This window comes from Bradyrhizobium sp. SYSU BS000235 (genome assembly GCF_049747295.1).
In the GTDB taxonomy this organism is placed as follows: Bacteria; Pseudomonadota; Alphaproteobacteria; order Rhizobiales; family Xanthobacteraceae; genus Afipia.
Window position 1 is genome coordinate 4,334,567 of the sequence record NZ_JBMHJM010000001.1, and the last position, 20,990, is coordinate 4,355,556.

20 protein-coding genes are annotated in these 20,990 nt (G+C 59.8%); 15 read left to right on the forward strand and 5 right to left on the reverse strand.

What is annotated here, in order from left to right:
* Positions 1 to 152: 152 nt before the first annotated feature.
* Entirely contained in the window at positions 153 to 401 is a 249-nt protein-coding gene (locus ACP0KA_RS20270; protein WP_424630518.1) for a hypothetical protein, read from the forward strand.
* A 208-nt stretch (positions 402 to 609) separates the two neighbouring features.
* On the opposite strand, the gene ACP0KA_RS20275 is transcribed toward ACP0KA_RS20270, so the two are convergent.
* Positions 610 to 3,816 (reverse strand): Ig-like domain repeat protein, encoded by a 3,207-nt coding sequence (locus ACP0KA_RS20275; RefSeq protein ID WP_424630519.1) that lies wholly within the window; start codon positions 3,814 to 3,816, stop codon positions 610 to 612.
* A gap of 349 nt (positions 3,817 to 4,165) precedes the next feature.
* On the opposite strand from ACP0KA_RS20275, the gene ACP0KA_RS20280 reads away from it, so the two are divergent.
* The 12 genes from ACP0KA_RS20280 (at position 4,166) to ACP0KA_RS20335 (ending at position 14,850) form a co-directional block, all read left to right on the forward strand.
* The gene (locus ACP0KA_RS20280) at positions 4,166 to 4,342 is read left to right on the forward strand and encodes a hypothetical protein (RefSeq protein ID WP_424630520.1); all 177 of its coding nucleotides are present in this window, start codon (positions 4,166 to 4,168) and stop codon (positions 4,340 to 4,342) included.
* A 307-nt stretch (positions 4,343 to 4,649) separates the two neighbouring features.
* Positions 4,650 to 6,113 carry an amidase family protein gene (locus ACP0KA_RS20285; protein ID WP_424630521.1) on the forward strand — a complete coding sequence of 488 codons (1,464 nt, stop codon included), beginning with the start codon at positions 4,650 to 4,652 and terminating at the stop codon, positions 6,111 to 6,113.
* A complete protein-coding gene (locus ACP0KA_RS20290; RefSeq protein ID WP_424630522.1) occupies positions 6,113 to 6,682 on the forward strand; it encodes a TetR/AcrR family transcriptional regulator in 570 nt (189 codons plus the stop codon). Before ACP0KA_RS20285 ends, ACP0KA_RS20290 begins: the two co-directional genes overlap by 1 nt.
* A gap of 155 nt (positions 6,683 to 6,837) precedes the next feature.
* Positions 6,838 to 7,395 (forward strand): DapH/DapD/GlmU-related protein, encoded by a 558-nt coding sequence (locus ACP0KA_RS20295; RefSeq protein ID WP_424630523.1) that lies wholly within the window; start codon positions 6,838 to 6,840, stop codon positions 7,393 to 7,395.
* Positions 7,396 to 8,250: 855 nt separating this feature from the next.
* The gene (gene kaiC / locus ACP0KA_RS20300) at positions 8,251 to 9,966 is read left to right on the forward strand and encodes a circadian clock protein KaiC (RefSeq protein ID WP_424630524.1); all 1,716 of its coding nucleotides are present in this window, start codon (positions 8,251 to 8,253) and stop codon (positions 9,964 to 9,966) included.
* Positions 9,956 to 10,276, forward strand: coding sequence for a circadian clock KaiB family protein (locus tag ACP0KA_RS20305; RefSeq protein ID WP_424630525.1), 321 nt, complete (start codon positions 9,956 to 9,958; stop codon positions 10,274 to 10,276). Before kaiC ends, ACP0KA_RS20305 begins: the two co-directional genes overlap by 11 nt.
* Entirely contained in the window at positions 10,273 to 10,587 is a 315-nt protein-coding gene (locus ACP0KA_RS20310; protein WP_424630526.1) for a circadian clock KaiB family protein, read from the forward strand. Before ACP0KA_RS20305 ends, ACP0KA_RS20310 begins: the two co-directional genes overlap by 4 nt.
* 7 nt (positions 10,588 to 10,594) lie before the next feature.
* Positions 10,595 to 12,709, forward strand: coding sequence for an ATP-binding protein (locus ACP0KA_RS20315; RefSeq protein WP_424630527.1), 2,115 nt, complete (start codon positions 10,595 to 10,597; stop codon positions 12,707 to 12,709).
* Between the two features lie 194 nt (positions 12,710 to 12,903).
* Positions 12,904 to 13,329, forward strand: a complete 426-nt coding sequence (locus ACP0KA_RS20320; protein ID WP_424630528.1) for a GFA family protein — start codon at positions 12,904 to 12,906, stop codon at positions 13,327 to 13,329.
* A gap of 257 nt (positions 13,330 to 13,586) precedes the next feature.
* Positions 13,587 to 13,730, forward strand: a complete 144-nt coding sequence (locus ACP0KA_RS20325) for a hypothetical protein (protein WP_424630529.1) — start codon at positions 13,587 to 13,589, stop codon at positions 13,728 to 13,730.
* A gap of 226 nt (positions 13,731 to 13,956) precedes the next feature.
* Positions 13,957 to 14,316, forward strand: coding sequence for a hypothetical protein (locus ACP0KA_RS20330; protein ID WP_424630530.1), 360 nt, complete (start codon positions 13,957 to 13,959; stop codon positions 14,314 to 14,316).
* 363 nt (positions 14,317 to 14,679) lie between these two features.
* A complete protein-coding gene (locus ACP0KA_RS20335; protein WP_424630531.1) occupies positions 14,680 to 14,850 on the forward strand; it encodes a S26 family signal peptidase in 171 nt (56 codons plus the stop codon).
* Between the two features lie 42 nt (positions 14,851 to 14,892).
* On the opposite strand, the gene ACP0KA_RS20340 is transcribed toward ACP0KA_RS20335, so the two are convergent.
* The 4 genes from ACP0KA_RS20340 to ACP0KA_RS20355 form a co-directional block, all read right to left on the reverse strand.
* Complete coding sequence (locus ACP0KA_RS20340) at positions 14,893 to 15,138, reverse strand: hypothetical protein (RefSeq protein ID WP_424630532.1); 246 nt, start codon at positions 15,136 to 15,138, stop codon at positions 14,893 to 14,895.
* A 119-nt stretch (positions 15,139 to 15,257) separates the two neighbouring features.
* On the reverse strand, positions 15,258 to 15,905 hold the full coding sequence (locus ACP0KA_RS20345; protein WP_424630533.1) for a hypothetical protein: 648 nt from the start codon (positions 15,903 to 15,905) through the stop codon (positions 15,258 to 15,260).
* Positions 15,906 to 15,977: 72 nt separating this feature from the next.
* Positions 15,978 to 16,907, reverse strand: a complete 930-nt coding sequence (locus ACP0KA_RS20350) for a LysR family transcriptional regulator (RefSeq protein ID WP_424630534.1) — start codon at positions 16,905 to 16,907, stop codon at positions 15,978 to 15,980.
* A gap of 9 nt (positions 16,908 to 16,916) precedes the next feature.
* The gene (locus ACP0KA_RS20355) at positions 16,917 to 17,126 is read right to left on the reverse strand and encodes a hypothetical protein (RefSeq protein ID WP_424630535.1); all 210 of its coding nucleotides are present in this window, start codon (positions 17,124 to 17,126) and stop codon (positions 16,917 to 16,919) included.
* Between the two features lie 83 nt (positions 17,127 to 17,209).
* On the opposite strand from ACP0KA_RS20355, the gene ACP0KA_RS20360 reads away from it, so the two are divergent.
* Together ACP0KA_RS20360 and ACP0KA_RS20365 are read left to right on the forward strand one after the other, a co-directional pair.
* Positions 17,210 to 18,853: a tannase/feruloyl esterase family alpha/beta hydrolase gene (locus ACP0KA_RS20360; protein ID WP_424630536.1), complete on the forward strand. Its 1,644-nt coding sequence runs from the start codon at positions 17,210 to 17,212 to the stop codon at positions 18,851 to 18,853.
* Between the two features lie 69 nt (positions 18,854 to 18,922).
* Positions 18,923 to 20,941, forward strand: coding sequence for a 3-hydroxybutyrate oligomer hydrolase family protein (locus tag ACP0KA_RS20365; RefSeq protein ID WP_424630537.1), 2,019 nt, complete (start codon positions 18,923 to 18,925; stop codon positions 20,939 to 20,941).
* Positions 20,942 to 20,990: the final 49 nt, after the last annotated feature.

Genomic DNA, 20,990 nt, shown 5'->3' on the forward strand with positions numbered 1-20,990 from the left:
GAGAGCGGCCCCCGCAGGCGACGCGGACTGGAAGCCGCGTTACCCGTTCAAACGCCATGCGCCGGGCGCATTGTTGCGATGCAGTAAATTACATCGCACCGCAGCAATTCGCGCCTTAAGTAGCTCCGAGACTTCTTCCAGGAGCTACATCAATGAACAAAAAGACTTTAACGTTCGCCGCCGCCGTCATGGCGACCGCGGTCAGCACTGCCGCCTTCGCCGGCGAACTGCCGACCTATGAAGCCAATGGCTTCCCGATAACCCCGGTCCAGGTTGGTGTGTTGGGTGGTGCGCATGTCCAGCAGCAGGCAGCGGCGCCAACCGGCGTGCTCACCGCTCACCAGGCGAGCGTCCTGACGCCGCGAAAGACTAAGACCGCGACCGTCGGAACGGCGCAGTAAAGCGAACATCGCGACGGTCATTTCGACCGTCGCCTGATATGAACAATGGCGCGCCCGAAAAGAGCACGCCATTTTTTTATCTCCATTCAGTTGAGCGTGGCGGTCAGTCGATCGGCGGGGCAGGCCGGGGCTGTTGATCCGCATCGCGTTCTTTATGTCCGCAACTGACCCGCCGCTGCTGAATCTGTTCCTGATTAAAATGCGACGGTCAGAACGGCACCGAGGCGCGGGCGCGATAGATCCAGATACTCGCATTGCCGCCGATGCCGCTGAACTCAGTGCCGAGGGCGAGCTGTCCGCCATCGGCGAATTTGGCCGTCACTCCGCCGATGGCACGCGCGGAAAAGCCGTCGAGCACGACCGCACCCGGCAGTCCGGACACCGCTGCCGCCGCGAGTGCATTGTCGGAGTTGAAGTAATAATCGCCGTACAATCCGAGATAGGGCGCGATCGCGATCGTCGATGACCATGCGATGGGATAGGCGACCTTGAGGCCGCCGCTCGCGCGCCCGGTCGAGAAGTTGCGTTCAGTTTGCAATGTGCCGAGCGAGTCCGTATAGGCGTTCTCACGCTCCCATAGCGCATAAACGCGTGCGGAAGGTTCGATCTGCAGACCAAAGCCCCGATAGGTGCCGGTCAAGCCGCTGGACACCATCCAGCGTTCGCCACCGAAATTGCCGGATGCGGTGCCGGCGGTGCCATCATAGCCGATGCCGGAATAGGCCACCGCTGCATCGAAGCGAATGGTGTCGGTCAACTTCCAGCCGAGATAGGAGCCCACGGTCCAGCCGTTACCCGTCAGATGGCCCCGCAAGGCGTCGGACCGGTAGTCGAATGTCTCGTAGCCGCCGAGCACGCCGACCAGAAAATTCGGCGTCACCCGTCGCGTCAATCCGGCGATCATGTTGACCTGGCTGCCGTAGAGCATCGACGCGCCCGCCACCGTGCCGACCGCGCCGGTCCCGGCGCCCCAGTTGTTGAGCACGGAGAAACGCACTTCCGCCCAGCCCAGCCAGTCGCGTTGTTGGACATAACGCGGCGGCGCCTTGGTGAGCGCGGCATAGGCCAGCGCGCCGAAGGCATCGTTGACGCGCGAGGTTGCACTGTCGGTGTTGCCCGTCGACGGCTGTGCGGCAAAGCCACGCCCGGTCGATGTAAACGATCCGTTGGCGCTGGAGAACGGATCGGTTGAACGTGGCGCGCTGTCAGCCGGCTGGCTGTCGGGATCGGCGGCGAAATTAAAGCGAACGCCGCTGCCGCTCGGTGTCACCAGCGCGCCGCCGCCGCCGAAACCCTCGGAGATCGCGGCATCGACCGCACCGGAAATCGCTGCGCCGGAGTTCTGTGCAACCACCGGCGCCGCCAGTGCCTGCATCGCGCGTAGTTTCAGACTGTCCGCAGGCGCACCGACCGTCTGGTTCAGTGCCGCCGAGGTGCTGGTGTTGAACGATGCACTGCCGCCATAGACTGCGGTGATGGAGTGCGATCCGGTCGTCAGCGACGATATCGTGAACGTCGCAACACCGCCTCCGGCCAATGCCACACTGCCGATCGCAACGTCGCCGTCCTTGAACGTCACCGTGCCGGTGGGCGTGCCGCCGCCGCTGCTCACCGTCGCGGTAAAGGTCACGGATTCGCCTATCTTGCTCGGATTCGCCGAGGAGGACACGGCAGTGGTGGTCGCCAACAGGTTGACGCTTTGCGTCAGCGCCGTTGAGGTTGATGTCGCGTTGTTGCCGTCGCCGCTATAGACCGCGGTGATAGCGTGTCCGCCTGATGCCAACGCTGAAGTCGTAAACGTCGCGGTGCCGCCGGCAAGCGCGACGGCTGCGCCGAGGTTGGACGCGCCGTCCTTGAATTGCACTGTTCCGGTTGGCGAAGCGCCGGTCACCGTCGCGGTAAAGGTTACCGATTGTCCTGGCGCGCTCGGATTGACCGACGACACAACGCTGGTGGTGGTGCCCGACTGATTGACAGTCTGCGTCAGTGCCGACGAGGTCGACGTGCCGTTGTTGGCGTCGCCGCTATAGACCGCGGTAATGCTGTGGCCGCCTGTCGTCAGCGCCGAGGTGGTGAACGTCGCGGTACCGCCGGTAAGCGTCACCGCTGCGCCGAGATTGGAGGCGCCATCCTTGAACTGCACGGTGCCGGTCGGGGAAGTGCCGGTCACCGTGGCGGTAAAGGTCACCGATTGGCCTAACGCGCTGGGATTGAGCGATGACGTAAGGCCGGTGGAGCTCGCCGCTCCATTGACGTTCTGCGTCAATGCCGACGAGGTCGACGTCGCGTTATTGGTGTCGCCGCTATAAACTGCGGTGATGCTGTGGCTGCCTGACGTCAGCGCCGAGGTGGCCAACGTCGCGACGCCGCCGGCAAGGTTCACCGCGGCGCCGAGGTTTGAGCCGTTATCCTTGAACTGCACCGTTCCGGTGGGGGAATTGCCGCCGGTCACTGTTGCGGTCAAGGTCACCGATTGACCGAGCGTGCTCGGATTGGGCGAGGACCCAACGGTGGTGGTGGTCGCTGCCGCATTGACGGTCTGCGTCAGCGCTGACGAGGTGGACGTCCCGTTGTTGGTGTCGCCGCTATAGACCGCGGTGATGTTGTGGCTGGTTGTCGTCAGTGCTGAAGTGGTGAACGTCGCAGTGGCGACGGTCGCGCTGACGGCGGTCAGCGTGACTGCTGCGCCGAGATTGGAGCCGCCATCCTTGAATTGCACCGTTCCTGTTGGCGAGGAACCGGTCACCGTTACGGTAAAGATCACCGATTGCCCGGACGCGCTCGGATTGGGCGAAGACCCAACGGTGGTGGTCGTCGTCGCCACACTGACGTCCTGTGTCACTGTCGGCGATATTGACGATCCGTTGTTGCTGTCGCCGCTATAGAGCGCGTGGATGAAGTGGCTGCCGAGGGCGAGCGATGGGACGACAAGGCTCGCTTGGCCGCCGCTGACAGTACCTGTGCCCAGGGAGGTGGCTGACTCAAAGAACTCCACTGTTCCTGTCGGTGAGGCGCCGGTCACCGTCGCGGTCAACGTCACCGGTTGATTCGGCGCGCTGGGATTAGGCGAGGACACAAGGCTGGTGGTGGTCGCCGGCAGAACAACTTGTACCAGCACCGGCGAGGTGACACCGCCAAAAGACACGGTGATGTTGTGAGTGCCTGCGGTGAACGTTGAGACGCTAAGGGCTGCACTGCCGCCGGAGACAAAAACTCCGCCCAGGACGGTGGCTCCATCAAGGAACTGTAACTGTTGGCCTATCGGGACGACGCCGCCCGTATCCGTTGCGATTAACTCCACGTTATCGCCAACTGTGCCGGGATTTTTGACCGAGATAACGGATAGGGACTGCGCGGAGGCCGCACCGGTCCCGCCGACAAGACCAAACAAGACCGTGGCGAATATAAAAGCCACGCGAGCGAAAAAAATCCGCTCCCAAAACGCCAAGACCCTAAACAACTGCCGTCCCCTGCCGTGGCCGGAACGCTGCCGTTGCAATGGCTTGAGCAATTCCTATTCCCGGTTGAGGGGAGCATTCCCATACCTCACAACCGTTGACTATTACGGCGGTGCACCGGGTTCCTGTTTCTCGTTCCGGGTGTGTTTTTGATGCAACAAAAAGGGCGCGATTGATGCGCTCGCGAGCCGAAACGAGCTGTTACGGATCGTCGACCGGGGAGTGACTTTGCGCTGAATGAGAGTCCCAACACCAGCCGCATCGCGCGGCTGGTGCGTTCTCATGCGACGAAGAACGGCGTCGTCAATGATCACGCGCGATCTCTCCGGATTTTCATCCTCCCATGACCACAGGCTGTTTGTCTGGCCGGAGAGCCGCAAAGCGCAATTTCTCTTTGCTGGTGTTCTCGATGTAATTCCCCATCGCAAACGGGACGAGGCCGACATCACCCGCGCGATAGTTGAACGCCCGTGCCTGGCCTGAACTGCCGAACACGCCAATGTGCGCTTACGCATCATCATCTTGCAGCACGTGAAGTTGCGACAGCACATGCTCCAAGTGAACGACGATTTCAACACGCTCCTCCCGGCGCTGCGCGCATGTGAGGCTGGCATCTCCTCGGTCAATTGCTTGCCGCGACACGAGACGCGCCCGGCCAGCCGCGGTTCCGCGCAGCTTCGATCCCGAAAATCAGCAATTGAATTACGAACATAATTCAATATTATGATCGTAATCTTAAGATGCGTCCCCGAGCCACTCATGGGCTCTTCACAATTCAAGCGAGGCTTCCATGCAGGACCACGTTGCAAACCAGCGACCGGCACGACATCCGGATCATCTCGTGGCTCTCGGGGTTGCCGAGGCGGCTGCTGCCATTCGCGCAGGTGCGTTTTCGGCGGAGACCTACGCGGCAGCGCTTCTCAACCAGGCCCGAGAGCAATCTGATCTCAATGCCTTCATCACGATCGACGAGACGTCCGTGATGACTGCAGCCCGTGACGCCGATAAAGCCCGTTCCGCGGGTGCATCCGGTCCGCTGCTCGGGGTGCCCTTGGGAATTAAAGACAGCTATCTGACCAGCGGGCTGCGCACGACACTCGGCGTGAGTAACCTGAAGGATTTCATTCCCGATCAAGACGCCGAAGTCGTCAGTGCGGTCAAAGAAGCCGGCGGTATTATTCTTGGCAAGAACAACCTCGTCGAGATGTCCTACGGCTTGACCGGCAGCAACAGCCCCTATGGTCAGGTCAAGAATCCTCATGCGCGCAATCGCGTGACCGGCGGCTCGTCCAGCGGGTCTGCCGCAGCTGTCGCCGCCGGCATCGTGCCCGCTGCTTTCGGAGGAGACACGGTCGGTTCGATCCGCGTGCCCGCGTCTCTTTGCGGTGTGGTGGGATTCAAACCGACAACGGGCAGGTGGCCTCGAGCCGGCGTCGCACCGATCTCTCACATTCTCGACACGACAGGTGTATTTGCACGCAATGTCGAAGACTGCGAATTGATCGATCAAGTCGTGACAAAGGCCTCAGCTTCAACGCTCGACGCAGTCGGCCTGAAAGGAATCAAGTTCGCGTATGCTCCGAGGCAGTATCTTGATCTGGTGGAGGGCGAGGTTGAAGCGCGCTTCAAAGAGAGCGTTCGACAATTGCGCGACGCCGGAGCAGAGATCGTGGAAGTCGATCTCGGAGATGATTTCTTCGCGACTGCCGAAAGGACAACATGGAGCATCTTCTTCCATGACACGATGGAAGCGATCTCAGGCTTTCTGCGAGACAACAACATTCCATCCTCATTCGACGAGATTCATCATCACCTGAAGGAGCAGTTGAAAGGGGTCTGGCAGCACGCTGTCCGGCCTAACGGCCCGGGATCGATCTCTGCGGACGCATATGACGCGGCGCTATCGGCAGACCGGCCTGAACTCCAACGCCGATTCAACGCGGCATTTACAACCAGCGGCGCAGAGGCGCTTTTGTTTCCGACGACGCCTTGCACTGCACCGCTGATCGACAGCCAGTACCAGTTCTCGATCGCCGGCAAGGACGTCAACTACGTGGCACTCGCCAAGAATACCGTTCCCGCCAGCGGCGCCGGACTCCCGGGGATCAGCATTCCCATGGGCTTCAGCAGCACCGGACTTCCGATCGGCCTGGAGATTGATGCTCCGTTCGGTCACGATCGGAGACTGCTGGCACTTGCGCGCCGCGTGGAGGCGCTCGGTATATCAACAACGGACCAACAAGAGACACGTTGATGCGCTTTGAAAAGGGTCACAAGGAAAACACGCGGAAGCACATCATCGATGTGGCCTCGAAGCGTTTTCGCAAGGATGGTGCGGCAGCGTCAGGCCTCGCGGGGATCATGTCGGAGGCAGGCCTGACAAACGGCGCCTTCTACCCGCATTTCGAATCCAAGGACGCGCTCGTGCGAGAGGCGGTTGCGAGCGCCTTGGCCGATCAGCATGAAAAATTGCAGAAGGCCGGCGCGAAAGACAGCGTTGAGAGCATCATCCGCGGCTATCTGGACGTTTCTCATCTCAAGGGGCGCGAGAACGGCTGTCCTTCATCCGCACTCCTGCCGGAGATCGCTCGCCAACCCGGATCGACCCGCAAGGCGTATCAGGAGGGTCTGCTTGCCTATGTCGAAACCTTAGGCAAGGCTCTTCCGGCTTCGTCCTCGTCTTCTCAACGCGCCATGGCGATTTTCAGTCTGATGGTCGGAACCCTCCAAATCGCGCGAGCCGTCCCCGATGCGGCGCGTGCGGCGGAAATTCTGGAAGGGGGCATCCAGGCGGCGCTGACGCTGGCGAAGAGCGCGACCTGATTTTGAGCCTCGCGGGCGCACCGATATCGAAAGCTGAACTCAATTGGGGTGAGACGGCCGACCGGCTGTTATCATAAAGCCTTCGATTGCGTTACGGGGCGAGGAGACGTATCGCTTTGCGCCGAACGCTCGCTATCGCTGGCAGGAAATAACAAATGGCCAATGACGATCACACCATAATCATTCCCAAGCGAACGCCGGAATCGGCGGCGATGTCGGCCAACGTCAAACGCGCGATGGCGATCACCGCGACCCTGAACCGTTTGACGTTCAACGATGCGGCAGAGATTCGGGCCTTGTTCAGCGATCTGATCGGCAAGGCCGTGGACGACAGCTTCATCTTGATCCCGCCGTTCTACACAGCCGGCGGGGTCGATATCCGTGTTGGACGGAATGTCTTCGTCAATCAGAATTGCACGTTCTACGACCTTGGCGGGCTCGACATTGCCGACGATGTGATGATCGGGCCGAACGTGAGCATCATCACGACCGGGCATCCCATTGAACCTTCGAAGCGGCGCGACGCCGTAATCGCAAAGCCCATCGTGATCGAGAAGAATGTATGGATCGCAGCTGGTGCCACGATCATTGGCGGCGTGACGGTGGGCGAAAACTCTGTCGTCGCGGCGGGTGCCGTCGTCGCCAGGGACGTTCCTCCCAATAGCCTTGTTGGAGGAAACCCCGCGCGGGTCATTCGTTCGATCGCGGAGTAGTTGAACGCTAGCGCGGTTCCTTGGACGTATGTGGTCTGTTTTCGAATCTGCAGAGAAGCTGCCTTGAATCGGCTATGTCGGGAACTCGACACAGGTGCTAAACGGGCTCCATCACCGTTTCTTCTTGAGGCTGCCATCGGTGACTGAGAGACATTGCGCTCTCGCCTGACACTGCGGTGAGCTTATGTGCCAGAAGTGCGATGTTCTCACCAAGCAGATCCATCAGTTTCGGCGCGCACTGGCTCAACCGCTCGACGCTCTGACCGCGGAGCGACTGAGGAATGCGCTTGCGGACGTAGAACGTGAGACAAAAGCACTTCATCCGGGGAACGATTAGCGCGAGCTCACCTATGTCCGCTTCGCGACAGAAGTGGCGGACTGCGGGAGCCATAACTTGCGCATTTGTTCCGTTGTTTCCCAAAAACTTATCGCTTTGCGCCTGTATTGCTGAGGCATTACCTAAGCAATACGTCTTTGAGTGTGGCGTGGTTCAAAAGTCCGCATTATCTGTGCGGCAAGCGCGGAATGCGGACGTCTGAACCAGAGCCACACGAGATGAGTATCTGGCTAGTGTCCTTCGATTCCGACGGTCGCAAACGAAGGTGCAGCGGAGTCAAGCGAACTTTGGAATCGGGGCACGCGCAGGATCGCTCATGAAACAGCCAATCACGATCCGACTTGACCCTGAATTGCTCGCCACCGCGCGCATGAAAGCAAAGGAAGAAAACCGTACGCTGACGAATTTTCTCGAGACAGCGCTGAAGGAGCGCTTTGGCGGATCCGGGATTTCGCGTGCATCGGGTCAGTCATCCAGCAACAGTAAGCCCGCAAAACGTAATTCAAAGAGGTCATTCGTTGCCAAATCGTAGGGACCCTGCCACATCGCCTGCAGTCTCCGTGCATCTCCCAAAAACCCGGACTGGAATCGGCGGATTAGATGATCTGACGCTCGGCGGCTTACCGACGGGCCGGCCCACACTGCTGTGCGGCGCGGCGGGATGCGGAAAAACGCTATTTGGAATGACCTTCCTTGTGAACGGTATCGAACGGTTTGGCGAGCCCGGCGTCTTTATGAGTTTCGAGGAGCGGGAAAGAGATCTCGCGGAAAACGTTCATTCATTGGGTTTCGACGTTAAAGATTTTATTGCCAAGAAGAAGCTCGTCATCGACTACGTTCGGATCGAACGGGCTGAGATTGAAGAGAGCGGCGAATATGATCTTGAAGGACTGTTTGTCCGATTGGACCATGCGATCAAATCGGTCGGTGCGAAGCGCGTGGTGCTCGACACGATCGAGGCACTGTTCTCCGGTCTGGCCGACACGGCCATCCTGCGCGCCGAGCTTCGGCGCCTGTTCGGTTGGCTGAAGGACAAGGGTGTCACCGCGATCATCACCGCCGAACGGGGCGGGGGCCAGCTCACGCGCTTTGGCATCGAGGAATACGTCTCCGACTGCGTGATCCTGCTGGATAACCGCGTCCAGGATCAGGTCGTGACGCGTCGCCTTCGCGTCATCAAGTATCGCGGCTCCGCGCACGGCACCAACGAATACCCATTCCTCATCGACGATCAGGGCATCAGTGTCTTGCCCATCACGTCCGCCGGGCTGGCTCACGCGATCTCGGATGACGTTGTTCCGACCGGCGTCAAAGATCTCGACGCCATGTTGAGTAAAGGGGGGTATTTCAAAGGCTCAAGTGTTTTGATTTCGGGGCTTGCCGGAACAGGCAAATCGACCTTTGGCGCTGCGTTTGTCGATGCCGCCTGCATGCGGGGCGAGCGCAGTCTGTTTTTTGCATTCGAGGAGTCACCGGACCAGATCGTCCGGAATATGCGATCAGTCGGGATCGAGCTCGGCAGACACGTGAAGTCAGGGCTGCTTCGGTTCGAGGCAGCGCGACCGAGTCTGTTCGGTTTTGAAATGCATCTCGCTCGCATGAACCGCGACATCGAGCAGTTCGAACCGGCAACAATCGTTGTCGACCCGATATCGGCTTTCCGCGGTCCTTCGAGTGAAATTCATGCGACCCTCGTCCGGCTCGCCGATATCTGCAAGACACGGGGGATCACGGCTCTATTCACGAGCCTGTCGGGCGTTGCTGAGGGAATGAGCGAGAGCGAGCGAAGCGTTTCATCGCTGATGGACACCTGGATTTCTCTAGCCGACGTCGAAGCTGATGGCGAACGCAACCGCGTTCTACACGTTCTGAAATCGCGTGGCATGAGCCATTCGAAGCAGATCAGAGAATACGAACTGCGCGACGATGGCATTCACCTCATCATTCCGTATCTTGGTCCCGAAGGTGTGCTCACCGGGGCAGCGCGGCTCGCCCAGGAGGCTCGCGAGCGGGAAGCCGAGCGTGAGAAGAGCGAGTCGATGGAGCAGCGCAAGCGTCAAATGGCGCGGAAACGCGGCGCGCTCGAACGTCAGATCGCAGAGATGCGCGCCGCGCTCGATGCGGAGGAAACCGAGATTTCCGAGTTTGTCGATTATCAAAACACCCGAAGCGCCTCGGCGACGTCCGACCGCGCCGCGATGGCGAGGAAACGCGGAGTAACCGATGGACAATGAAAATTCCGAAATCGACGAATCCATAGAATATAATCTGCGCCTCTACGTCGCGGGTCAAACCCCGAAGTCGCTCGCCGCAATCGCAAATCTGAAGAAGATTTGTGAAGACAACCTGGCCGGCCGCTACAAGCTCGAAGTGATCGATCTCGTCGTGACACCTCAGTTGGCTGCGGGCGACCAGATTGTCGCCATCCCCACGCTCGTGCGCCGGCTTCCTCCACCGCTGAAGAGAATGATCGGAGATTTGTCCAACACGGAGAAAGTGATCGTCGGGCTCGACTTGCGGCCCCTCGGAAAGATCACATCATGACGGGGGAGGCAGGCGACAGACCGGCAGGCCATTACAAGCTGCGCCTGTTCATCACCGGTTCGACGCCGCGCTCCACACGAGCCATCGCGAACATGCGCAGGATCTGCGAGGAGAATCTGCATGGCCGTTACGATCTCGAGGTCGTGGACGTCTACGAAAACCCGGACGCGACCAAGGAATTGCAGGTGATCGCGACACCTACGTTGATCAAGATATTGCCGGAGCCGTTGCGCCGAATTATCGGTGATTTGTCAGACCAGGAGAAGGTTTTAGCCGGCCTGGATTTGAAACCCCTGAGATCCAGCGATTGAAAATCCGATGACGGATGATCAACATACACGCGGCAATTCCGGTGGCTACGACTCCCTTAGCGGTGAGGAACTGATCTCGCGTCTTCGCGAGGCTGAAGAGACACTGGAGGCCATTCGGGTTGGTGAAGTCGATGCCGTGGTCATCGCCGGCGCCAATGGCCAGCAGGTCTATGCCCTGGAAAATGCGGACCGGCCCTATCGCGTTCTGGTCGAGCAGATGCAAGAGGGCGCCGTTACGCTGTCCGAAGACGGCTTGATTCTGTACTGCAACAAGCGCTTTGCGACCATCGTCGGCGAGGCTCATGACAGCATCATTGGGGAAAACGTACTCAAATTCTTCGATGCAGGGCAACGAGCAGACCTTCTGAACCTGATCGGCGCGATCGTCCGGCCAAGCGCGGCCGGAGAGTTCACGATCATCGACAAAAGCGGTTTGGACATTCCCGTCAACATCTCGCTCATCGATCTCAAAGTCGAGAGCGGAATGCCGCGAATGGTCTGCGCTATCGTTACGGATTTGACGTTCAACCGCTTGCGATCGCGCGAACTCGGCGTGGCCAATGAACGGCTGGCCACTGAAATCGTGGAACGGCGCAAGACCGAAGAAAACCTGCAACTGACGCTTGACGCTGCCGAGATGGGAATATGGGAGCTTGATTTAACAAACAATCAAATCCGATGTTCCTCGCGCCACGATCTGATTTTTGGAAACGAAACACACTTCGCGTTTTTTGACCTTGAATTGCTCACACAGTGTTTTGTCCCGGAAGATCGGGCCAAGGTCACTGACGCATTCGTGCGCGCAAAATCAATCGGGACGATTGAGTTCGAACATCGGATCCGCAGGGCAAGTGATGGAGCAGTTCGCTGGGTCAGCGTCAAAGGCCGAACCTATTACGATGGCCCAAGTCCGATGCGCGTCACAGGCGTGACCGCTGACGTGACCAAACGGCGCGAGGTCGATGAGCAGTTGCGGCAAGCCCAGAAGATGGAAGCCGTCGGCCAGTTAACCGGCGGCATCGCGCACGACTTCAACAACCTGCTGATGATTATCGGCGGCAGCCTCGATATGTTGGGTCGGCGCATAGCTGATGACGCAAGGATTTCCAATCTGCTTGATGCGGCAAGGCAGGCTGTCGGCCGGGGAGCCAAATTGAACCAACAACTTCTGGCATTCTCGCGCCGGCAAGACCTGCGAATGGAAATCGTCCAGGTCAATGATCTGGTTTCGACGTTCGAGCATCTGCTCGATCGCGCCGTTGGCGAAACGGTGAAGTTGGAGTTCGTCAGAGATCCCGATCTCTGGGAATGCCGTACCGACCCTCATCAGCTCGAAACCGCTATCCTCAATCTGGTCATCAACGCGCGCGATGCGATGCCGGAGGGCGGGCGGTTGATCATCAAAACGTCGAATCGAGAAGCTGATCAGACGCTCTCAGCTCAATGGGGAGCATCGGCCGGCGATTACGTCGTTGTGTCGGTTGAAGACACCGGGATAGGAATGTCACCGGAGATTCTGAATCATATCTTCGAACCGTTTTTTACGACGAAAGACATTGGAAAAGGCACCGGTCTCGGTTTGAGCCAGGTCTACGGTTTCGCCAAACAGTCAGGCGGGTTTGTCACCGTCGCGAGCACGCCCGGAAAAGGAACGCTGATCGAGGTGTTCCTCAAGCGATCCCGTGAAGCACGCTCGGCAATTCATCCAACCTCAGCGATGAGCCCGGAGACCGGCACTGGAATTGTTCTCGTCGTCGAGGATGACGCCGCCGTGCGCGCGACGACGAGCGGAATGCTGGACGATTTGGGTTACCTTGTCGTATCCGCAGACACCGGAAACGCGGCCCTCAAAATCGTTCAGGACAACAGTGCGATCGACCTGGTCTTCAGTGACGTCGTGATGCCGGACGGCATGAATGGCGTCGAACTCGCGCGCAGGATAACGTCGTTGCGACCCGGCATGCCGGTGCTTCTGACCTCGGGCTACACGGCGCAACGCGCACTCCCTGAAATGCCCGCTGGGGGAGGATTGGCACTTTTGAAAAAGCCGTTCACGCAGGCAGAGTTGTCGATCGCTATTCGCGATATCATGGCCACTTCGGCAGAAAACGAACCTACATAGTCATCGATACCATAGGGTCGGCGGGCCGTACTCCAGACCGCATTTGCCGTGCTCCAGACCGCATTTCAAGCAACGATTGTCAGGCCGTGAATCCGGGAATTGAAAGTGGAAGTGGAACGCTCGCTTTGTTGATTTGCGAGAGAGAGCGCATTGCGCTGCTCTATCAGCGTTGAAGAGACGCTGGAGACCAGGCTATGAGCAGGATCGCGCACTGCAGTTGCGGCGCGTTGCGCGCGGAGGTGAGCGGCGAACCGGCGCTGGTGGCGGCCTGTCATTGCATCGCGTGTCAGCGCCGCACCGGCGCGCCCTTTGGTGTCACGACCTATTTCTTCAGAGACCAGGTGCGCACCGAGGGGCCGGACAAGGCTTACAATCGCGGCAGCGACGCGGGGCGAAACGTCGAATTCCATTTTTGCCTGGACTGTGGCTCGACGGTGTTTTGGTATGTGGAGTTTGACTCGAGCCTTATCGGCATTGCCCTTGGCACGTTCGCTGATCCGTCGATGCCGAGGCCAACGCTCTCGGCGTGGGAGACAACGGGCCATGCATGGGTCACGTTCGATCACGAGCTGCATCACCTCCCACGACAAGACCTGCCCGCAAACAAGGTCCGTGCGTGAGCACTCACCGTGCCGGCTGGTGCATGGTGCGAACCGCGGCTGGCTTCGCTCAAGTCGACGGGCATCTGACAAACCCATTGCGTCGCCCGATTTTCCACTCCAAACTGGAAAGATCGGTTTTTTTGGCCGAAGGCTGATACCTTTATTCTAGTTATTTATTGTGGTCATTTTTGTCAGTGAGTATTTCGATGAATTGCGGAGACCCTCCCGTCAACGACCGTCGTCGCATCACCAGACGAATTGCAGAGCTGGAAAAAATGCTTCGTTCCCTGCAGGGCACGAAGCGAAGCACCAAGCGTGTCCACACCATCGCTTTATCCAGTATCGCTCCATCCGGTGAGGTGCCGGCGGTTGCCGGCACGCTCTTGTCGGGACATGAGGCCACGATCAGCGAGGGATAGAGAGCTCAGGTCGCGCCTCCAGACAAGCGCCGGCGGCGCAAGGGCACTGCGCATCTGTTTTGCACAAGCTGGACGGCTACAGGTTGCGCAGCCCTCAACGGTGCGATAGTCCTACCTCTGTTTTGGGGCTTGGGCTTTTATGAATTGGTTGTTTCGGTCGCTTTCGTTGGCGACACTTGTGCTACTTGCCGGCTGCGCAACAGGCGGAAACACGCCATCAGCATCTGTGAACGGGGCGGCTAAGCGCCCGGTCGCGCCGGGTGAAGCCACGATTTCGATCACGCGATCGAAAGAATTCGTGGGCTCTCTCGCAACGGCTATTGTCGAGCTGAACGGCGCCAAGTTCGCCAGCCTCGGTAACGGTGAGAATTTGACAGGCGGCATCCCGCCGGGGCCGGTGGTGTTGTCCGCGACGACTTGGGACGCAATAGGGGCCACGCGCTATAGCTTCACTGCGCAACCGGGAAAAACCTATCGCTTCCTGGTCGAGCCGCGCGGTGAAAATATCGCCGCAGGCGTGATCGGAGGTGTCGTTGGGGTGGCGATCGAAGGCGGCGGACCTTTCGGGATCAAACCAGTGAACTAGGGCGGAGACGCCGGTCTGGTTTGCGATGCGTGCTCTGAGCGGCAAAGGCGCGGGGACTACATGTCGGTTGCGATCACATTTGGACCATGCTGCTTCTGCGGTCGTGACATTGAAAAAACCGAGACTGATCCGTGTCACGTGACCGTCCGAACGGCAGGCGGCGGATTACAGTTTTGGCAGTGCCATGGCTCGTGCTTCCGGAACAGGCTCACCGATCCGCCGGATGCTCCGGGATTGTTTGAGCCTGCCCATTTCTAACTGCGACGAATTCCAACAGCTTTCCTGTCGGAACCGCACTGACCAACTGCAGCGAAGCGAGGGCATTGGTGGTGATGAACCCGGAGGGCTTGGCATGTGTTCGTGATGGGAGACAATCGCGACAATTCGACGGACTGTCGCGTGCGGCCAGACTTTGGCACCATTTCGCTTAAAAGCGTGTTTGGCCGTGCGGGAATGATCTTTCTGTCGCGCGCACGCGCCCCCAATGGCGACAGCTCTCTTCTTTTGGAGCGAATAGGCAAGATTGTGCGCTGAATTGTTCGTGAACCTGAGGCATGCTTGCCGTCCGCGGACCGCTCAGGTGTTCGGCTGAAACCAGTCGAATATCGCAACAATAACGCATGCAACCAAAGCGATGATCCGAAAGCCGATCTGTATCCAGTACTTGACCGGCGTGGCATCTCTATGAATATCCGCATTCCACCAGTCCAGAAAATTGGAATTCCAGTATCTGATTTTTCTTTCGGCCAGGGCGTGCCGCAGTTTGCGGCTGCTATCGACGCACAGATAGATCGCGACGATGCGGGCGACGATTTCAACCAAGAAAAACTTCATGCACACATCCGTTCATCACACACGCATTCGATGACTGGGCTCTGGCCCATAAAATCCACGATCTCGCGTATCGATGTTGCGTGCCGGCTCGCGATCGTTCTCAGATATCAGGATTGGTGCGGCGCTTCACGCGCGTGATCCCAGAACGCCTGAACGGCGAACAGCATTTCGCCATGCAGCCGCTCGTAACGTTGTTCGGCTTCCGCAGAGAACACCGCTTGCCCTTCGTTGTTGCGCGGAACGGGCTCTCCGAGAGCAGCGGCCATATCGATGTAGAAATACGTCATATCGCCGTACGGACGCTTCAAATCCATCAACTCAATGAAAGTTTCCCAAGTGCGGGTGTTGAGATTCCGTATGAGGGTCAAATGCTCGCTTGTCACAACGAATGTGAATCTGGCCTCGGGCGGCACTTTGATCGGAGGCGAACCCCATGAATTGAGCTCGAGTTCGCCGTCTTTCGCGAGAGCGCGGTGATAATTGTCGAGTTCATACGGGCCGGGCGTCAGCTGATATGTTTCGATAAAATGATGTGCGAGCTTGCAGAGCTCGTCAGCCAGGCTTTCCCACTTGCCGTCTCCGCTGGCTGCTATCTCTGGAAACAGCGCGAGGAGATTGCCAAAGATCGCTCGATTGGCGTCCTCGTCGTTCATGTTTCCCATGAGCAAGATGCCGCCTGCCTCGGCCGCGACCCAATAGGGGTGCAACGATTTGCGCAGCGTTGTGATCAGCTTCGCCGTATCGGGATTGTTCATGTTGAATTGTGCCTCGGATCAGGAAGGGTCAGGCGTTTGACGCAGGCATCGCGGGACCGGTTCAATGCCGCCTCACTTCCTTCCCGGCGCATGGGACGCGCTGCCCGCCAGCGCGGTGGTGAGATTCTCCGCGAGGAATTGCGAGAATGCCTTCGCGATCGGCGGCAGCGTGCGGTTGGCCTTCTTGATCAGGTTGATCGGGCGCGAAAAATTGCTGTCATTGATTTTGCGGCTGCGCAAGGTTCGTTCCGCCGCGATTTCCCGCGCCGAGATCGGCAGGATGGCGAGGCCTATGCCGGCCTTCACCATGCCGATGGCCGTCATCATGTAGGTCGCTTCCGAGGCCGGGTTCGGCGCGGTGCCTGCTTTCCTGAACGCTGCATCGGTCACCGCCCGCACGCTCGTGCCTTGATACATCAGAATGAGCGGATGCTCGGCAAGCGTCGCCGCCGTCACCTTGGCCGCATTGGCGATGGCGTGGTTCTTCGGGTAGACCACCACCATCTCGTCGCGCGCGGCGAACAGGTTGGTGACATCGGGAAACCTGGTATCGCCCGCGGTCAAGCCGAGGTCGACATCCTCGGAGCGCACCATTGTCAACACATCGCGGGCAATCACGTCCTTCAGCACAAACGATACGCCGGGATAGTCCTCGCGGAATTGCTTGATGACATCCGGCAAGACGCCTGCGGCGAACGAGGGCAGGGCCGCGATGCGCACCACGCCGCGCCGTTCGGAGGCGATGTCCTGCACATCAAGCAACACCGAATCGAGATCCTGCAGCGCGCGCTCCAGCGCAGGCAGCAATTGCTGGCCGATGCGCGTGAGGTCCACCGAGCGAGGATTGCGGTCGAACAGCCGCAAGCCGAGCGTCTCTTCAAGCCGCTTGATCTGAACCGTCAGCGTGGGCTGGGAGATGTGAAGGGCGGAAGCGGCCTGCGTAAAACTGCGCAGCTTCGCGACCGCAACAAAAGAGCGTAATTGCCTGACACTGACATCCATAGAGGATCTCTATAGCTGCGATTGAATCATTTCAATTGCATAATATGCGGGCAGACCCTCAAGCTTTTTTGAAATGTCGCGACGTTCCTCGTGGTCGGGTTCACCGACATCGATCTTACCGATCACCAGAAGTTCTCGATTCCACTTCTGTTCGGCGCGCCGCTGATCATGACGATTGCGTGTGTAGCGTTTGGCGTCTTCACTTTCTAAAATGCGCAAGTAGCGGCTTCAGTCAGGCCGCCGTTCGTCAATTCGAGACAAGAAGCTCGATGTGAAACAAATGACAACGGGATGGAAACAATATGAACCGTCGCCTAACCCGGCACCTTCCGGCCGCGGGCCTTTGCTGCGCGCTGTTTGCGCCGTTCGTGATCACGCCCGCAGTGGCCGCGACCCACTGTGCCGAGCTTAAGGACTTCACGTCCGCGAACGTGCAGATCGATACGGCTGAGCCGGAGCCGGCCGGCCACTTCAAGATGCCCGGTGGTGTGGAACTTAAGGACGCGCCGGCGTTCTGCCGCGTGCATGGTACGGCGACGCCAGTTGCGGACTCGAAGATCGGTTTCGAGGTCTGGTTGCCGGCGACCGACTGGAACGGCAAGATCGAGATGTTCGGCAATGGCGGCTACAGTTCGAAGATCGCCTATGCCGCGCTCGGTGAACAACTCAAGCGCGGCTATGCGGTGGTCGGCACCGACACAGGCCACACCGGTGACGATCCGGACTTTGCCGTGGGCCATCCGGAATCGATCGTCGATTGGGGTCATCGCGCGGTGCATGAATCCATCGTCGCAGCAAAAGCGGTGGTCAACGCGTTCTATGGCGCCCATGCGAAATATTCCTATTTCGCGGGCTGTTCCACCGGCGGCCATCAGGCGTTCATGGAGGCACAGCGTTACCCGACGGATTTCAACGGCATCATTGCGGGCGATCCGGGGCATAACCGCACGCATCTCAATGCCGGCTTCCTTTGGCAGTTCAGCGCCAATCGCAGCAAGGCGCCCGGTGCGACGCCGATCATTCCGCCCGCCAAACTAGCGGTGGTCTCGGCCGCCGTGCTGAAGGCGTGCCGCGGGCACGATGGCGGATTGCCGACCGACAATTATCTCACCGCGCCGGAAGAATGCGGCTTCCAGCCGAAGGACATCCTGTGCAAGGCGGGCGACCAGCCGGATTGTTTGACGCAGCCGGAGGTGGATGCGCTGGCGGCGATGTACAACGGCGCGCGCAATCCGCGCACTGGCGAAGCGATCTATTATTCATGGCCCAAAGGCAGTGAGAACTCGGGGCAGGTGGTGAAGACGCTGCCGGGCTGGAGTCTCTATTGGGCGGACCCCAAGGACGCGAGCAAGCCCGCGCGCTCGAGCTTCTGGAAAGTGTGGGCGTTCAACAATCCGGAATGGGACTGGCGTGATTTCGACTTCGACGCCGGCATGAAAGCGGTGGACGACAAGCTCGCCGCGACCATCAATGCAATGAATCCGGACCTCTCGGCTTTCCACAAGGCGGGCGGCAAGATGATCCAATATCACGGGCTTGCCGATCCCGTGGTGCCGCCGCGCGACTCCATCGACTATTTTGAATCGGTCCAGCGCGACCAGGCGAAATCTGACACCGCGCCCGCGGACGTCACTGCTGACTACTATCGGCTGTTCCTCGCGCCCGGCATGGAGCATTGCCGCGGCGGCGCGGGCGCCAACGTGCTGGAGACGCAAGTCGCACTAGAGCAGTGGGTCGAGCACGGCAAGGCACCGGCACAGATCGCCGCCACGAAGTTCGTCAACAACAAGCGTGACGAGGGCGTCGAGTTCACGCGGCCGCTGTGCCCGTACCCGCAGGAAGCGCGTTACATCGGCAGCGGCGACACCAAGGACGCCGCGAACTTCACCTGCACCGATGGCCACCGCTATCCGAAGCCGCTGACTGCCGAGATCTATCGGCGCTGACACCCATCACCCTCTCGTCGCGGAGCCTCGCATCCGCTGCTTTCCCTTCTCATGAAACGGAACTGACCTATGATCCAGCTTCGCTGCCTCAAGCCTCTTGGTCTCGCTTCACTGCTCGTCGCTACCTCGCTTGTCGCTGCGCAGGCCCAGGACAAACCGTCATGGCTGCATGAAGGCGCGACGCTCCACACCGATGGGCAGTCGAACGATCTCGTCACCGCCGGCCTGGGGGCGGATGCGATGACCAGCAAGCCGCCTCCTTACGCGGACCCGGAGCATCCGACGGCCGCGGAGCTGCGCCGCGCATCGATCTTTGCCCGCCGCAGTGTGGGGCAGGGATATGGCCGGCTGTTTGGGCCCGCCGTCGATCAGGAAACCGGCAAACAATTCGGCGACAACGGCAAGATCGCGGGTGATGAAATCCTCGCCTTCGAAGACGATGGCAGCGGCAAGCAGAACGTCGCGATGCTGCTGCAGATTCCGCAGAATCTCAGCACCGAGCGGCGCTGCCTCATCGCCATTCCCGTCACCGGCTCGTCGAGCCTCTACCGCGACATCGTGGACCATGGCTATTGGGGGCTGCGGCATCGTTGCGCCGTTGTCTACACCGACAAGGGCCACGGTAACGGTTTCCATTTGCTCGAGCCCAACACGGTGAACGAGCTCGATGGTCGCATGGTGCCTGCAAGTGAGGCGGGCAAGTCCGCGCATTTCCGCGCCGATCTCGATGACGCCGCGCGGCAGGAATTCCTCGCAAAGTGGCCGCATCGCGTCGCCTTCAAGGCTGCGCATTCGAAACAGAACCCGGAAAGGGACTGGGGCGTGAACGTGCTCCATGCCGTGCAGTTCGCGTTCTTTGAACTCGCGAAGCGCGATCCTTCGTTCACCCGGGACAAGACCATTGTGATTGCCACCGGCAGTTCGAACGGCGGCGGCGCGGTGCTCTATGCCGCGGAGAAAGATACCTCGCATCTGCTCGATGGCGTGGTGGCGCGCGAGCCTCAGGTGCAGTTGAAGCCGGACGATCGCGCGGTGGTGAAATACGGTTCAGTGGAGCGGCGCGGCACCGGCCGCACGCTGCTCGACTATTTCTCCTTCGGCAATCTCTATCAGCCTTGCGCGGTGCTTGCGGTCGCGGATATTCCGCTGAAGGATCGGGTGCCTTATGCCGCGAACCGTTGCCAGTCGCTGCACGACAAGGGCCTGCTCAAGGCCGACACCGTCGAAGGCCAGGCGAAAGAGTCGCTGGAGCGAATGCACGCCTATGGCTGGGACCCGGAGACCGACATCGGCCATGCGTTCGGTTACTTCGTTGCGCCGGACGCCACGGCGACGAAGTACATCAACAATCACGGCCGCTTCGACGTGCGCGATCGCATCTGTGGCTATAGTTACGCAGCGACCAATCCCGAAGGACGGCCGATTGCGGTGCCCGCCGCGCAGGCTGCACAGAATTTCGCCATCGCACCCGGCGGAGCACCGGCCGGCCTGATCGATGTGGTCAACGACAACGATCCCACCGGTCCGCGCCGCAGCTGGCTGTCGGCTTCACCAAGCACGGGGCGGCAGGACTTCAATCTCGACGGTGCGATGTGTATTCGCGATCTCGTGGTCGGCAAGTCGGCGGAAGCGCAGCGCGTGCAGGCGGGTGTGAACGAGTTTGTTGGATCGGCCAAGCTCAACAACCTGCCGACCATCATCGTTCATGGCCGCAGCGACGACCGCGTGCCGGTCTCCTTCTCGTCGCGTCCGTTCGTGGCGCTGAACAACCTCACCGATGGTGCGGCGTCGCAGCTTCGCTACATCGAAGTGACGAACGCCGAACATTTCGGCACGGATCTGCCGGGCTTCGACACCCGCATGGTGCCGCTGGTGCTGTATCATCTGCGCGCGCTCGATCTGATGTGGGCGCATCTCACGGAGAAGGGCAACCTGCCGCCGAGCCAGGTGGTGCGCACCACGCCGCGCGGCGGTGAGGCGGGCAAGGCGCCGCCGCTCACGCTGTCCAACGTGCCGCCGATTTCCATGACACCGGCGGAGGGCGATGTGATCAGCGTCAAGAACGGCACGGTGACCATTCCGAACTGAGTGGACAGCGCAGCCGTTTTCAGCTTTCGCGCGCCGTCTCGCTACGGCG

What these genes read in the sequence shown, in the direction of transcription:
- ACP0KA_RS20270 (WP_424630518.1), top strand. Translation starts at nt 153, where the DNA reads ATGAACAAAAAGACTTTAACGTTCGCCGCCGCCGTCATGGCGACCGCG.
- ACP0KA_RS20295 (WP_424630523.1), top strand. Translation starts at nt 6,838, where the DNA reads ATGGCCAATGACGATCACACCATAATCATTCCCAAGCGAACGCCGGAA.
- ACP0KA_RS20365 (WP_424630537.1), top strand. Translation starts at nt 18,923, where the DNA reads ATGATCCAGCTTCGCTGCCTCAAGCCTCTTGGTCTCGCTTCACTGCTC.
- ACP0KA_RS20325 (WP_424630529.1), top strand. Translation starts at nt 13,587, where the DNA reads ATGCTTCGTTCCCTGCAGGGCACGAAGCGAAGCACCAAGCGTGTCCAC.
- ACP0KA_RS20315 (WP_424630527.1), top strand. Translation starts at nt 10,595, where the DNA reads ATGACGGATGATCAACATACACGCGGCAATTCCGGTGGCTACGACTCC.
- ACP0KA_RS20280 (WP_424630520.1), top strand. Translation starts at nt 4,166, where the DNA reads ATGATCACGCGCGATCTCTCCGGATTTTCATCCTCCCATGACCACAGG.
- ACP0KA_RS20320 (WP_424630528.1), top strand. Translation starts at nt 12,904, where the DNA reads ATGAGCAGGATCGCGCACTGCAGTTGCGGCGCGTTGCGCGCGGAGGTG.
- ACP0KA_RS20345 (WP_424630533.1), bottom strand. Translation starts at nt 15,905, where the DNA reads ATGAACAATCCCGATACGGCGAAGCTGATCACAACGCTGCGCAAATCG.
- ACP0KA_RS20335 (WP_424630531.1), top strand. Translation starts at nt 14,680, where the DNA reads ATGGGAGACAATCGCGACAATTCGACGGACTGTCGCGTGCGGCCAGAC.
- ACP0KA_RS20285 (WP_424630521.1), top strand. Translation starts at nt 4,650, where the DNA reads ATGCAGGACCACGTTGCAAACCAGCGACCGGCACGACATCCGGATCAT.
- ACP0KA_RS20360 (WP_424630536.1), top strand. Translation starts at nt 17,210, where the DNA reads ATGAACCGTCGCCTAACCCGGCACCTTCCGGCCGCGGGCCTTTGCTGC.
- ACP0KA_RS20290 (WP_424630522.1), top strand. Translation starts at nt 6,113, where the DNA reads ATGCGCTTTGAAAAGGGTCACAAGGAAAACACGCGGAAGCACATCATC.
- ACP0KA_RS20305 (WP_424630525.1), top strand. Translation starts at nt 9,956, where the DNA reads ATGGACAATGAAAATTCCGAAATCGACGAATCCATAGAATATAATCTG.
- ACP0KA_RS20310 (WP_424630526.1), top strand. Translation starts at nt 10,273, where the DNA reads ATGACGGGGGAGGCAGGCGACAGACCGGCAGGCCATTACAAGCTGCGC.
- ACP0KA_RS20350 (WP_424630534.1), bottom strand. Translation starts at nt 16,907, where the DNA reads ATGGATGTCAGTGTCAGGCAATTACGCTCTTTTGTTGCGGTCGCGAAG.